General features: G+C 63.4%; 12 protein-coding genes. 2 read left to right on the forward strand and 10 right to left on the reverse strand.

Annotated elements, in window-relative coordinates; translation table 11 throughout:
• Positions 1–2: 2 nt before the first annotated feature.
• Genes AC5J09_RS02530 through AC5J09_RS02550 form a run of 5 tightly spaced genes read right to left on the reverse strand, consistent with a single transcriptional unit; the run spans position 3 to position 5,267 of the window.
• Positions 3–752: an enoyl-CoA hydratase/isomerase family protein gene (locus tag AC5J09_RS02530; RefSeq protein WP_494296789.1), complete on the reverse strand. Its 750-nt coding sequence runs from the start codon at positions 750–752 to the stop codon at positions 3–5.
• An 11-nt stretch (positions 753–763) separates the two neighbouring features.
• Positions 764–2,464: a methylmalonyl-CoA mutase family protein gene (locus tag AC5J09_RS02535; RefSeq protein WP_494296790.1), complete on the reverse strand. Its 1,701-nt coding sequence runs from the start codon at positions 2,462–2,464 to the stop codon at positions 764–766.
• On the reverse strand, positions 2,452–3,453 hold the full coding sequence (gene meaB, locus AC5J09_RS02540) for a methylmalonyl Co-A mutase-associated GTPase MeaB (protein WP_494296791.1): 1,002 nt from the start codon (positions 3,451–3,453) through the stop codon (positions 2,452–2,454). Before meaB ends, AC5J09_RS02535 begins: the two co-directional genes overlap by 13 nt.
• A complete protein-coding gene (locus AC5J09_RS02545) occupies positions 3,450–3,917 on the reverse strand; it encodes a cobalamin B12-binding domain-containing protein (RefSeq protein ID WP_494296792.1) in 468 nt (155 codons plus the stop codon). The genes meaB and AC5J09_RS02545 overlap by 4 nt, the downstream gene beginning before the upstream one ends.
• Positions 3,918–3,929: 12 nt before the next feature.
• Entirely contained in the window at positions 3,930–5,267 is a 1,338-nt protein-coding gene (locus AC5J09_RS02550; RefSeq protein WP_379937564.1) for an aspartate aminotransferase family protein, read from the reverse strand.
• A 91-nt stretch (positions 5,268–5,358) separates the two neighbouring features.
• Between AC5J09_RS02550 and AC5J09_RS02555 the strand changes: the two genes are divergently transcribed.
• On the forward strand, positions 5,359–6,219 hold the full coding sequence (locus AC5J09_RS02555) for a LysR family transcriptional regulator (protein ID WP_494296793.1): 861 nt from the start codon (positions 5,359–5,361) through the stop codon (positions 6,217–6,219).
• 103 nt (positions 6,220–6,322) lie between these two features.
• Here the strand turns inward: AC5J09_RS02555 and AC5J09_RS02560 are convergent, their stop codons facing one another.
• From AC5J09_RS02560 to AC5J09_RS02570, 3 genes are all read right to left on the reverse strand, one after another.
• Positions 6,323–7,441, reverse strand: a complete 1,119-nt coding sequence (locus AC5J09_RS02560; RefSeq protein WP_494296794.1) for a branched-chain amino acid ABC transporter substrate-binding protein — start codon at positions 7,439–7,441, stop codon at positions 6,323–6,325.
• A 238-nt stretch (positions 7,442–7,679) separates the two neighbouring features.
• The gene (locus tag AC5J09_RS02565) at positions 7,680–8,870 is read right to left on the reverse strand and encodes an acetyl-CoA C-acyltransferase (protein ID WP_494296795.1); all 1,191 of its coding nucleotides are present in this window, start codon (positions 8,868–8,870) and stop codon (positions 7,680–7,682) included.
• A gap of 24 nt (positions 8,871–8,894) precedes the next feature.
• A complete protein-coding gene (locus tag AC5J09_RS02570; protein WP_494296796.1) occupies positions 8,895–9,662 on the reverse strand; it encodes an SDR family NAD(P)-dependent oxidoreductase in 768 nt (255 codons plus the stop codon).
• Between the two features lie 122 nt (positions 9,663–9,784).
• Here AC5J09_RS02570 and AC5J09_RS02575 point away from each other — a divergent pair, with 122 nt between their 5' ends.
• Positions 9,785–10,828: an AraC family transcriptional regulator gene (locus AC5J09_RS02575; protein ID WP_494297052.1), complete on the forward strand. Its 1,044-nt coding sequence runs from the start codon at positions 9,785–9,787 to the stop codon at positions 10,826–10,828.
• Here the strand turns inward: AC5J09_RS02575 and AC5J09_RS02580 are convergent.
• Both AC5J09_RS02580 and AC5J09_RS02585 read right to left on the reverse strand, forming a co-directional pair.
• On the reverse strand, positions 10,810–11,328 hold the full coding sequence (locus AC5J09_RS02580) for an RES family NAD+ phosphorylase (RefSeq protein WP_494296797.1): 519 nt from the start codon (positions 11,326–11,328) through the stop codon (positions 10,810–10,812). The genes AC5J09_RS02575 and AC5J09_RS02580 overlap by 19 nt on opposite strands.
• Positions 11,325–11,714 (reverse strand): antitoxin Xre/MbcA/ParS toxin-binding domain-containing protein, encoded by a 390-nt coding sequence (locus AC5J09_RS02585; protein ID WP_102763209.1) that lies wholly within the window; start codon positions 11,712–11,714, stop codon positions 11,325–11,327. Before AC5J09_RS02585 ends, AC5J09_RS02580 begins: the two co-directional genes overlap by 4 nt.
• Between the last annotated feature and the right edge of the window lie 89 nt (positions 11,715–11,803).

Raw genomic sequence — 11,803 nt, forward strand, 5'->3', positions numbered from 1 at the left:
GGTCAAAACTCTTTTGCTCTTGCCTGCGCCTGCGGAGAGAGGAAACCACGAACCGTGGCTGCGGTCTCTCGTGCCATAGCGTCCTGAAGGGTTGAGTGAAGGCCGGCATTGATGGCGCGCTTGGCGTCCGCGACAGCGTCTGCGGGACGCTCCGCGATCCTCAGAGCCAGTTCCCGCGCCTCCTCCAGCAGGCGATCGTCCGGGACGACCTTCCAGGCGATGCCGACGTCCAGCGCCTTCCTCGCATCGTGCCGCTCGCCGAGCATGAGAAGCTCCTTCGTCACTTGTGGCCCGACCTGCTTCGTCAGCAATGCGGTTACGCCTCCCGTCACGAACAAGCCGTAGGTCACCTCGGGAAAGAACCAGCGGGCACTTTCGGAAAACAGCCGGAAATCGCAGTTGAAGGCCCATTCCAGCGCGCCTCCGACGCACCAGCCGTGCACGGCCGCAATCACGATCTTGCGCGACTGCATGATCTGGAGCGTGATGTTCTGAATGGCCTCGACCCAGGCTCGCGTATCCGCCTCGCAAGCGGTCTGCGCATCGAGATCCTTGAGGTCGTCGCCGGAACAGAACGCCCTGCCCTCGCCATGAAGAATCACGGCGCGTATGCCTTCGTCCGCTTCCGCGTCGGCGAGCGCCCGGGAGAGCCCGTCGACGAGCTGCCGATTCATCGCATTCAGCCGCTCCGGGCGATTCAGCCTTACCCAGGCGACCGCTCCCTCGTTCTTGGAGATGACAGTGTTGTTCATCGTCTCCCTCCTCACACGATCATTGGCTCGGCATAGGAGCCCCAGACCTCCCGAAGAGCGCCGCAGATCTCACCGAGCGTCGCCTTGGCCTTCACCAGTTCGATCGTTTTCGGCAGCAGATTGACGTCTTCGTATTGCGCCTGCTCGGCAAGCTCCTTCAGGAGGCGCTGGATGCGCCCGTTGTCACGGTTCGCCCTCACGGCGTTCAGACGGTCGATTTGCAGCTGCGTGCAATGCTCGTCATAAGGATGAATGTGCACATCCGCCGTACTGGTCGCCGGATCGGCGTATTTGTTCACGCCGACCGAAATCTTTTCTCCCGAGTCGATTTTCTTGAAGGTCGCATAGGCGGAGTCGGCGAGCTTCTGCTGGAACCACCCCTCCTCCACCAGCTTGATCGCGCCGCCCCGTTCGTCGATTTCATCGAGCATCTTCCAGACTTCGCCCTCCATGTCCTTCGTCAGCCGCTCGATGAAGTAGGAGCCGCCGAGAGGATCGATCACCGAGGTCACGTTGATCTCTTCGCGGATGATCTGCTGGGTTCGGATGGCGAGCTTCATCGCCTCCTCGGTCGGGATGGCGAAAGCCTCGTCCAGACCGTTGGTATGCATACTCTGGCATCCCCCGAGCACGGCGCCGAGCGCCTGAATGGCGGTTCGCATGAGGTTGTTGTGGTGCTCGACCTTGGTCAGGCTCATGGCAGCGGTCTGCACATGCACGCGCAGACGCATGGATTCCGGTCTGCGTGCGCCGAAGCGCTCCGACATGATCTTGGCATAGACGCGCCGCGCGGCCCGGAACTTGCAGATCTGCTCGAAGAAGTCCTGATGACTGATGAAGAAGAACGACAGGCGGGGGGCAAACTCGTCGATATCCATGCCGGCCTTGGTCACCTCTTCGCAATAGGCGATGGTGAAAGCCATGATGAAAGCGATTTCCTGAAGCGCGTTCCCGCCGACATCCGAGAGGTGATATCCGCTGAGGCTGACGGGATTGATCTTCGGGGTGGCGCAGGCGCTGTGCATAATGAGGTCGCGCAGCAGCCGGACGGCCGGCCGGACCGGGTAGATCCATTCCTTCTGGGCAACGTATTCCTTGAGCGGGTCGGCCTGCAGCGTGCCGGTGAGCTTATGCAGGTCGCAACCACGCTGTTCCGCCACCGTGACGAACATGGCGTAGATGACCCAGGCTGAGGGATTTATGGTGAGAGAGACCGAGATCTTCTCGAGGTCGATGCCGTCGAACAAGCGGTCGACGTCGTCCACCGTATCGATGGCGACGCCGACACGCCCGACCTCGCCGAAGGCCATAGGGTCGTCGGAATCTAGCCCCAGCAACGTCGGAAGGTCGAAATCGGTCGAAAGACCGGTCTGACCCGTCTGGATCATGTATTTGTAGCGCTGGTTGGTCGCCTCGGGGTTGCCGAAGCCGGCGACCTGGCGGATGGTCCAGGGACGGCCCCGATACATGGTCGGATAGACGCCCCGCGTGAAGGGATAGGCGCCCGGAAAACCGAGCTCGCTTGCGGGAATATCGGCAATGTCGGCCGCCGTATAGACCCGCTTCAGCGGGATGCCGCATTCCGTCTCAAACACCGGCTTCTCCTCCGGCCGCCTTTCGAGAGCGGCGGCTAAAGCGCCCTCCTCCCATTCGGTCTGTCTTCGCCGGATGTCTTCGATCGCCGCTCCCGAGAACAGTTTCACGTCGTCCATGAGTTGTCCTCCCAACCCAGCAGAGCGCGCGCGGCGACGGACGGATCGATCCGCCGGTCCGCCACGGCCCGAACATGCCGCTCGAGCGTCTCTGGCTCCCGCTGAAATTTCTGCTGAAACAGGTGCCTGGCCGTTCCGAGAATGCGCGTCCTGCAGATGTTGCGCTGACGGTCGGCCAGTTCGCCACTTCCGTTCAGATGCGCCCAGTGCTCCCCGATGGTGTTCTTCAATTCGCGGATGCGTTCGCCCGAAACGGAGCTGACCGGCAGGACAGGCGGCTTCCAGTCCGAACCGGTGCCGTCTCCGCCAAGCGCCATCATCCCCCGAAGCGCCGACACCGTTGCCGATGCCTCGGGCTTGTCGCATTTGCTGACGGCGTGGATGTCCGCGATTTCCAGGATGCCGGCCTTGATCGCCTGTATGTCGTCACCGAGGCCGGGCGCGGACAGGACGAGGATCGTGTGCGCCGCCGCGACCACCTCCACCTCGTCTTGTCCCACTCCGACCGTTTCGATGATGATCGGCGAATAACCCGCCGCGTCGAGGATATCGACGGCCTGGAGTGTCGAGCGCGCCAGTCCGCCGAGGTGACCTCGGGTCGCCATGCTGCGCACGAAGGCATTGCCCGCCGCGGCCGCATCGCTCATCCGGACGCGATCGCCCAGTATTGCGCCACCCGAAAACGGGCTGCTCGGATCGACCGCAATGACGCCGACCTTGTGGCCTTCGGCGGCATAGGCCTTGATCAGGGCGGAAACGAGCGTGGACTTGCCTGCGCCCGGGACGCCGGTAATCCCGACGACATGAGCTCTTCCACCGCGCTTGTAGAGTTCGCCCAGGGCAAAGGTCGCTTCCCTGTGCCCCTCTTCGGCGCGGGAAATCATCCGGGCAATGGCGATCGGCCGCCCGGCCAGGACGCCCTCGGCCAACTCCGTGGAGGGCGTGTAGACCCCACGCTTCGCCGATCCGGGCTGCGTGACGACGGTCATATGCGGCCACGGGCGGCAACGAGGTCGGCAATCGCCGTGACGATCACCTCCGCACGCGCCTCCTGCGGAACGATCGCATCGACGCCGCATTCCAGCAAGGCGGGATAGTCCTGCTCGGGGATCACGCCGCCGGCGACCACTAAAACGTGCTCGGCGCCCTCCTCGCGAAGGCAGCGGCACAATTCGCGAAAGAGCGGGACATGCGACCCCGAAAGAAGGCTGACGCCGATGACGTCGACATCCTCCTGGATCGCCGCCGCGACGACGTCCTTTGGCGACTTGTAGAGCCCCGTATAGACCACTTCCATGCCGGCATCGCGCAGAATGCGCGCCACCACTTTGGCGCCGCGGTCATGGCCATCGAGGCCCAGCTTGGCGACAAGGACACGAATGGTGTCGGCCGCGTGCGACGGAGTTTCGGCTCCGTCGCCAAGGCCATCGCCGGTGCGATTCGTTTCGGTCATCGGCTGCCTTCCCTATTCTGCCGCAAGATCGGGAAGGCCCGCGCCGAGAGACAGAGCCGCTTCGATGGACTGCGTGATGATGCCCAGCCCGAGGTCGATCTCCTCCTCGGAAATCGTCAACGGCGGCGCGATACGGAACACGCCGCCCATGCCGGGAAGCTTGACGATGTTCATGCTCAATCCCCGGCGGAAAGCCTCGGCGGCGATCCTGCCGCCAAGCTCGTGATCGGCGCTCCTGCTCGGGCCCGGCTTAACGATCTCGACGCCGAGCATGAGGCCGCGGCCGCGAACGTCGCCGACGCATTCGAACCTCTGCTTCAGTTGCGACAGCCCGTCGAAGAGCTTCGCGCCTGTCAGGCGGGCGCGGTCGACGAGCCCTTCCTCGGCAACGACATCGAGCACGGCCAGCCCTACCGCGGCCGGCAAGGGATCCGACACATGGGTCGTGTAGAAGAGGAAACCCTTCTCATGTGCCGCGTCTTCGATCTCGGCGGTCGTCATCACGGCGGAAAGCGGCAAGCCGGCGCCGATCGTCTTCGAAAGCGTGAGTATGTCGGGCGTGACGCCGTCGCGTTGGAATGCGAACATGCTGCCGGTCCGGCCGATCCCGGTTTGCGCCTCGTCCAGAATCAGCAGCATTCCGCGCGCGTGGCATTTCTCCTTCAACGCTGCGAGATAGCCCTGAGGCAATTCGAGCATTCCGCCGCTCGACAGGATCGGCTCGGCTATGAAGGCGGCGAGGCTGCCGGTCGACTGGCTGTCTATGAGCGCGAAGGCATCCTCCAGTTCCGTCTCCCAGTCGAGGCTGCCGTCCGGATGGCGAAAGCGCGGACGGAACGCGTTGGGCGCGGGAATGGTGAGCGAGCCGACCATCGCGGGGCCATATCCCCTGCGGCCGGCACTGTACGTGGCGGAACTCGCCGCGCCCGTCATGCCGTGCCAGCTTTTGGAAAAGGCGACGATTTCATGCCTGCCGGTGACCAGCTTGGCCATGCGGATCGCCGCCTCGTTGGACTCCGCCCCGGTCGAAAGCAGCATGACCCTGTCCAGACCGGGCGCCAGGGCGGCCAGGCGCTCTGCCAGGTCGACGACAGGCCGCGACAGCATTCCGCTGAACAAATGCGCGACCTTTTCCATCTGTCGCTGGACGGTTTCGACGATCCGCGGATGGGAATGGCCGACCAACGCACTCATCTGTCCCGATGTGAAATCGAGGATGGGCCGATCGTCCGCATCGAAAACGAAGGAGCCCCGGGCCCGCTCGATGATCGCCGGGTCGAAGCTTCCGCCATAGCGTATCAGATGCCTGCTCGCGGCCGCCCAGAAGGCGGGATCCTGATTTTTCGACATTGTAAGCCTCCAAACACCTGGGAATCGATAGCGGCTGACAAGTTCTGTGTAAAATTGATAGTATTGGGATTCAGATATAAGGAAAGCTGATATGCATGGACCGCTCGACCTCCGCCTGCTGATCACCTTCGTGCATGCTGCCCATTCCGGGTCGCTGAGCGCGACGGCGGTGCAGGTCGGGCGTACGCAATCCGCGGTCACGATGCAGATGCAGCGGCTCGAGGAGATGCTCGGCCAGTGCCTGCTGCATCGCAGCGGCAGCGGTGTTCGGCTCACCGGCAGCGGCGAACGCTTCCTCGCTCATGCCGAACGCATCCTGAAAATGCACGACGAGGCGGTGTCGGCCTTTTCCGAAAAGGGTTTGCACGGCTCCATGGTTTTCGGCAGCCCGGAGGACTATCTGATATCCTTCTTCCCGACGCTCCTGAGGAGCTTCGGCACAAAATACCCCGACGTCGAAATCAAGGTCGTATCCGCTCCCACGGCCGAATTGCGGGCGCTTCTGCAATCGCACAAGGTCGATCTCGCGCTCGTTTCGACGCCCAACCTGAACGACGTCGAAACCATCATCAGAACGGAGCCGCTCGCCTGGGTCGGCAGCAAGCCGGCGCTGGAGCTGCATGATTTCGGCGACACGGTGCCCCTGGCCCTGCCGGCGTCGAACGCCATGGACCATCGCGCAGCCCGGGAGGCGATGGCGCGCGCCGGATTGCGCTACAAGATATCCTATGCGAGCAACAGTCTTGCTGGTCTGATCGGTCTTGCACGCTCCGGACTTGCCGTCAGCGTCATGACGCAGGAAGCCGTTCCGCCGGATCTCCACATCCTGAATGCGCCGCTTCCGGAACTGCCGCATCTGGGCATCTTGCTGGCGTTCGCTGACGCCGACCACCAATCTCCCGCGGTCGCGGCCTTCGCCGAACATGTTCGGGCGGTCTTGCCAACGCTTTGAGATATGGATCTGAATTCCGTCGCCGGATCATGGCTGCGGCAGCCCCTCTCCTGCCGCAGCCATGACGCTCACGAGCGCCGCACTTCATGCAACCGCCGGTGCTCTATTTCTGAAAATAGGTCGGCCTTCCGTCCTCGCCCTTTTTCCATTCGTAGATCACATAATCCGGACGCGTGATATCGCCCTTTTCGTCATAACCGATCTCACCCAGGACGGTCGACCACGGTCCACCCGCCCTGATGGTTTCGGCGACCTTCTGCGCGTCGTCGGCCGAACCCGTTTTCTCGATGGCCGCGGCAACGATCTGCACGGCGATATAGGCATAGAGCGTATAGGCTTCCGGCTCGAAGCCGGCGGCACGGAAGGTTTCGACCACCTCCTTGGCGGCCGGATTGCGCCGCGGATCGGGAGCGAAGGTGTTCAGCGTCCCCACGACTGCGTCGCCGGCGATCGACGCCAGTTCGCTGGAAACCATGCCGTCGCCGGAAAAGAGGGTGGCGCCGAGCCCCTGATCGGCGGACTGTCGCATGATCAGGCCGGCCTCGGTATGCAGTCCTCCGAAGTAGATGAGCGTCACGCCGGCATTCTTCATCTTGGCGATCAGCGCCGAGAAGTCTTTCTCTCCGGCGGTAATTCCCTCGTAAAGCACTTCTTCGATGCCTGAGCCGTTCAGCACCTGCTTCGCCACGTCGACGATACCTTGCCCGTAGGGCGTCTTGTCGTGAACGATCGCTATCTTGTCCCCGTGAAAATTGGCAGCGATGTACTCGCCCGCGACCTTGCCCTGCTGGTCGTCACGCCCGCAGGTGCGGAACGTGTTCCAAAGGCCGCGCTCGGTGAACTGCGGATTTGTCGATGCGGGCGTGATCTGGAGCACACCGTTTTCCGCATAGACTTCCGAAGCGGGGATCGATACGCCGGAATTGTAATGCCCCACGACGTAGCGGACGCCGTCCGCGACGAACTTGTTGGCAACCGAAATGCCCTGCTTGGGGTCCGAAACGTCGTCCCCGATGACGATCTTGAGCTTTTCGCCAAGCACACCGCCGGCGGCGTTGACATTGGCAACGGCACGTTCCGCGCCCTTGACGAACTGCGCTCCGAAAGCAGCGTTCGGACCCGTGACCGGACCGGCGACACCGATCAGGATGTCGGCCCAGGCAGTGCCTCCGGGTGCGACGATCGACGTCGCGACCACGGCGGACAAGAGTAGTTTCTTCATTGTTGCGCTCCCAGTACTGCTGCGGGCCCCCGATGAAGCCTCCTGCGCTGCCCACTCGTGACGCAGAAAGCCGTCTGGCGCGCAGAGATACGCGTCAGGCATTCCGTACCGGCGACTTTGGATCGTATCGTTCCCTGGACGGGCCTCTTCTATTTCTCCGAGGCATCGGCGCCCGCCAATGCCCGCCACCCTCCACCTGCTAGGCGCGCCGCCCGTGCGTGCTGCGCCCTGTCCTCCCTCAGCCAGATATCTCCACCGCCACCGCGGTCGCCTCGCCGCCGCCGATACAGACGGAAGCTATGCCGCGTCTGAGGCCGCGGCGGCGCAGCGCATTGACGAGCGTGACGATTACCCGGGCGCCCGAGGCGCCGATTGGATGGCCCAGTGCGCAGGCGCCGCCGTGGACGTTCACCTTTTCCGCGGCAAGGTCCAGCTCGCGCATTGCCGCCATCGGCACGACGGCAAAGGCCTCGTTGATTTCGAAGAGATCGACCTCACCGATGTCCCAGCCGATGCGCAGGCAGAGTGCCTTGATCGCTCCGATCGGCGCCGTCGGAAAGAGACTGGGTGCATCCGCATGGGTGGAGTGACCGCAGATCGTCGCCAGAGGCGCGATGCCCTTTTGATCCGCCGCCGACCGGCGCATCAGCACCAGCGCGGCCGCACCGTCCGAAATCGAAGACGCGTTGGCAGCCGTGATCGTGCCGCCGTCGCGAAAAGCCGGTTTCAACAGGGGAATCTTGTCGAGCCGCGCCTTTTGCGGCTGCTCGTCCAGGCTGACGGTTCGTTCCCCTTTGCCCGAGGAGATGCTCAAGGGGACGATCTCCTCCGCAAAGCTGCCGTCGGCACTTGCCTTTTGCGCCTTCTCGAGAGACGCAATGGCATACTCATCCTGGGCGCTGCGGGTGAATTGGTAGGCTTCGGCGCAATCCTCGGCAAACGTGCCCATCAGGCGCCCCTTGTCATAGGCATCCTCGAGGCCATCGAGGAACATGTGGTCCAGCACCTTCTGGTGGCCGATGCGATAGCCCTGCCGCGCGCGGTCCAGCAGATAGGGGGCATTGGTCATGCTTTCCATGCCGCCCGCAACCACGATCGAGGCGGAGTCCGCCTTGATCAGGTCATGTGCCAGCATCGCCGCCTTCATGCCCGAACCGCACATCTTGTTGACGGTGGTCGCGCCGACGCCGGGAGGAAGACCCGCAGCGAGCGCAGCCTGACGGGCTGGCGCCTGTCCCTGTCCCGCGGTCAGGACACAACCGAACATCACCTCATCGACCGCATCCGGCGCAAGTCCGGCGCGTTTCAGAGCATCGGCAATCGCGGCCGCCCCTAGCTCGGCGGCGCAAAGGTCCCTCAACTCACCTTGGAAACTGCCGAGCGGGGTTCGGGCCTGCCCGACGATGACCACAGGATCCTGCTTGTTCATTCGAACCTCCCTGCATGGCCATGCTTACCGGGGCGCCATGCGCAAAGCCCCGTCGAGGCGAATGACCTCGCCATTAAGCATCGTATTCTCGCAAATATGCTTCACGAGGGCGGCATATTCCTCGGGCCGACCAAGACGGGGGGGAAAGGGCACACTTGCCGCGAGCGCGTCCTGAACATCCTGAGGCATACCGGCCATCATCGGCGTATCGAAGATGCCAGGCGCAATGGTGACGACGCGAATTCCAAAACGCGCGAGCTCGCGCGCGGCCGGAAGCGTCAGCGCGGCGACGCCGCCTTTCGACGCAGCGTAGGCGGCCTGGCCAATTTGCCCGTCGAAAGCGGCGATCGAGGCGGTATTGACGATCACCCCCCGCTCTCCGTCGGCGTCCGGCACTCCCCGCGACATGACCTCGGCGGCAAGTCGTATCATGTTGAATGTCCCGATCAGATTGACGGCGACCGTGCGGGCGAAACTGCCCAGTACGTGTGGGCCGCTCCTGCCGAGAATCTTCTCGCCGGGCGCAGTGCCGGCACAATTCACCAATCCGTGGACGTGCCCGAATTCCTGTTTCGCAAACGCCAGAGCGGCGGTGGCGTCGGCCTCACTCGTCACGTCGGCATTTCGGAAGCACACCGCCGCGCCGAGTTCGGCGGCAAGCGCCTCTCCCGCTCGAGGCTTCAGGTCGAGCCCCAGCACCCTCGCGCCCTCCTGAGCCAGCATGCGCGTCACAGCCGCGCCAAGTCCGGAACTGGCCCCCGTGACGATAAAGACGCGGCCCCTGAGTTGCATAGGCTCCGGCTCCAACTTTTTCCAACCGGGATGATGCAGAGGAGAAATATGGTATGCAATGACCGAATGACTCAGATTGCGTGATCGCTTTTGCAATGTTCGACGAGAAGGGACCGTCGCTCATGGAACGCCGGATGATCGCCCCATGTTTCATGGACGACACGCTCGAATGCCTGCGGCGCCATGGAGTGGATGCCGAACCCCTCCTTGCACAAGCCGGCCTGCCATCCGTCGTCACCGGTCCGGTTTCGGCCGAACAATACGGCGCCTTCTGGCATGCGGTGGCACAGGCCATGGATGACGAGTTTTTCGGCGAGGGCGCCCGGCCGATGCGCGCCGGGAGCTTCGCATTGCTGTGCCACGCCATTCTTTCGACCGTGACGCTCGAACATGCGCTGCGGCGAGCGCTGCGCTTCCTCAGGGTGGTCCTCGAGGAACCGCATGGCGAGCTGGTCGTCGAAAACGGGCTGGCACAGATCGTCCTGAAGGACGCCGGCGCGACGCGCTCCGCCTTCGCCTATCGTACCTTCTGGATCATCCTGCATGGCGTCAATTGCTGGCTGATCGGACGCCGGCTTCCGATCCGCTGGGTCGACTTCCGCTGCAGTGCGCCCCCCGCCGGAACCGATTATCGGCTCTTCTTCGGCGCGCCCGTCCACTTCGATCAGCCCCGGACGCGGCTCGTTTTCGATGCCGAGTACCTGAAACTGCCGCCCATTCGTGACGAGCGCGCACTGAAGCACTTCCTCCGGCATGCGCCTGCAAATATTCTCGTGCGCTATCGCCACGACGCAGGATTGTCCGCGGCAATACGCGAGCGGCTCCATGCCACGGCTCCGTCCGCCTGGCCGGATTTCGAGGCGCTTGCCGCGCGCATGCGGATTGCAGCGCCGACCCTTCGACGGAGATTGAAGCAGGAGGGCCAGACCTATCGATCGATCAAGGAGGACCTGCGCCGGGCGCTTGCGATGGAAGCTCTCGCCGACGGCCGGACGAATGTGGCCCAGCTTGCCGTCGAGCTCGGCTTTTCCGAGCCGAGCGCCTTTCACCGCGCATTCCGGAAATGGACCGGAAAGTCCCCGGCGCAATTCCGGCGCAATGCGACGCGGACGGAATTCTCGGAAAGCACTTCACCACGGAAACGCAGTCAGCCCCAGGAGAGCTGATCTTTAGGCAGCCGGCCACTTGGATCGTACACGTCGACGCGATGCGGCAGATCCGGTCCCCACGTCCAAAGTATGAGATTCCGGTCTTCCGCTTCGGTCCCCGGTGCGAAACTCGGAACCAGGATGCCGGCGGTCCCGCGCGGATGAAGACGGTCGTAAATGGCCCAGGAGGCCGGACGCCTCCCCTCGGCAAGCGCGCCCGCCCAGCTGCAGGCCATCTCCACCAGCGATACCCCGTGTTCCGCCCTCCCCCTCTCGGTCGTCAGATCAGCGATGTCGGCGCAATCGATGTCGTAGGAGCAAAGCACGCAAGGATCGATACGATGGGCGAAGCCCTGATTGGCCTCCTTGACCGCTGTCATGATGCTGAGTGCAAGGTAAAGCGTCTTCACGCCCTTCGGGTTGAAGCGCGCGCCCTTTATTGCCGCGCCATCGCCGGATGCAGGTTTGAAAGCCCAGCGTGGGTCATGCGCGCGATAGCAGGTTCCAGTGAACCTCAAGCAAAGCCCCCGAGGGCCATGTGGTCGAGATAATCGCGCACGGCCGCCGCCTTGCCGTCCTTCACCAGAGCTTCGGCCGTTCGTCCGCCGAATGCCGGGAGGGGCTGGGCGCGATACCACGCCATTGCCTGCTCCTTGCCGCCCGCCCAGTCGGTGACACGGCTGATGATCTCGAGCATTTCGCGGAGGCGGTTCTGCGTCTTCGTCGCCCGGCTGCGCTCCAGCCGGTAGAGCGTTTCACGCGCAAGCCCGGCCGTTTCCGCAAGTTGCGTTTTCGACATGCCGAAGCCGTCCGCGACCTGCTGAACCGCGATCTTTCCGCCCTTGTCCATGTAGGACAGTATCAACGGTCCGCCATCGCTTTGGGTCTTTTGAGACTGAGCCATCTTGCGCCATATCCAAGAACATATTTCCTGTGCAAAATATATGGCAGGGAATGCGATTTCGCAAGATAGACACGACCGCCCATCGATAA

It is taken from the genome of Sinorhizobium sp. (assembly GCF_059070375.1).

Bases quoted from the DNA above. Each gene is read 5' to 3' on its own strand.
- AC5J09_RS02565 (WP_494296795.1), bottom strand. From the start codon at position 8,870: ATGAACAAGCAGGATCCTGTGGTCATCGTCGGGCAGGCCCGAACCCCG.
- AC5J09_RS02545 (WP_494296792.1), bottom strand. From the start codon at position 3,917: ATGACCGAAACGAATCGCACCGGCGATGGCCTTGGCGACGGAGCCGAA.
- AC5J09_RS02575 (WP_494297052.1), top strand. From the start codon at position 9,785: ATGGAACGCCGGATGATCGCCCCATGTTTCATGGACGACACGCTCGAA.
- AC5J09_RS02535 (WP_494296790.1), bottom strand. From the start codon at position 2,464: ATGGACGACGTGAAACTGTTCTCGGGAGCGGCGATCGAAGACATCCGG.
- AC5J09_RS02530 (WP_494296789.1), bottom strand. From the start codon at position 752: ATGAACAACACTGTCATCTCCAAGAACGAGGGAGCGGTCGCCTGGGTA.
- AC5J09_RS02570 (WP_494296796.1), bottom strand. From the start codon at position 9,662: ATGCAACTCAGGGGCCGCGTCTTTATCGTCACGGGGGCCAGTTCCGGA.
- AC5J09_RS02550 (WP_379937564.1), bottom strand. From the start codon at position 5,267: ATGTCGAAAAATCAGGATCCCGCCTTCTGGGCGGCCGCGAGCAGGCAT.
- AC5J09_RS02585 (WP_102763209.1), bottom strand. From the start codon at position 11,714: ATGGCTCAGTCTCAAAAGACCCAAAGCGATGGCGGACCGTTGATACTG.
- meaB (WP_494296791.1), bottom strand. From the start codon at position 3,453: ATGACCGTCGTCACGCAGCCCGGATCGGCGAAGCGTGGGGTCTACACG.
- AC5J09_RS02555 (WP_494296793.1), top strand. From the start codon at position 5,359: ATGCATGGACCGCTCGACCTCCGCCTGCTGATCACCTTCGTGCATGCT.
- AC5J09_RS02560 (WP_494296794.1), bottom strand. From the start codon at position 7,441: ATGAAGAAACTACTCTTGTCCGCCGTGGTCGCGACGTCGATCGTCGCA.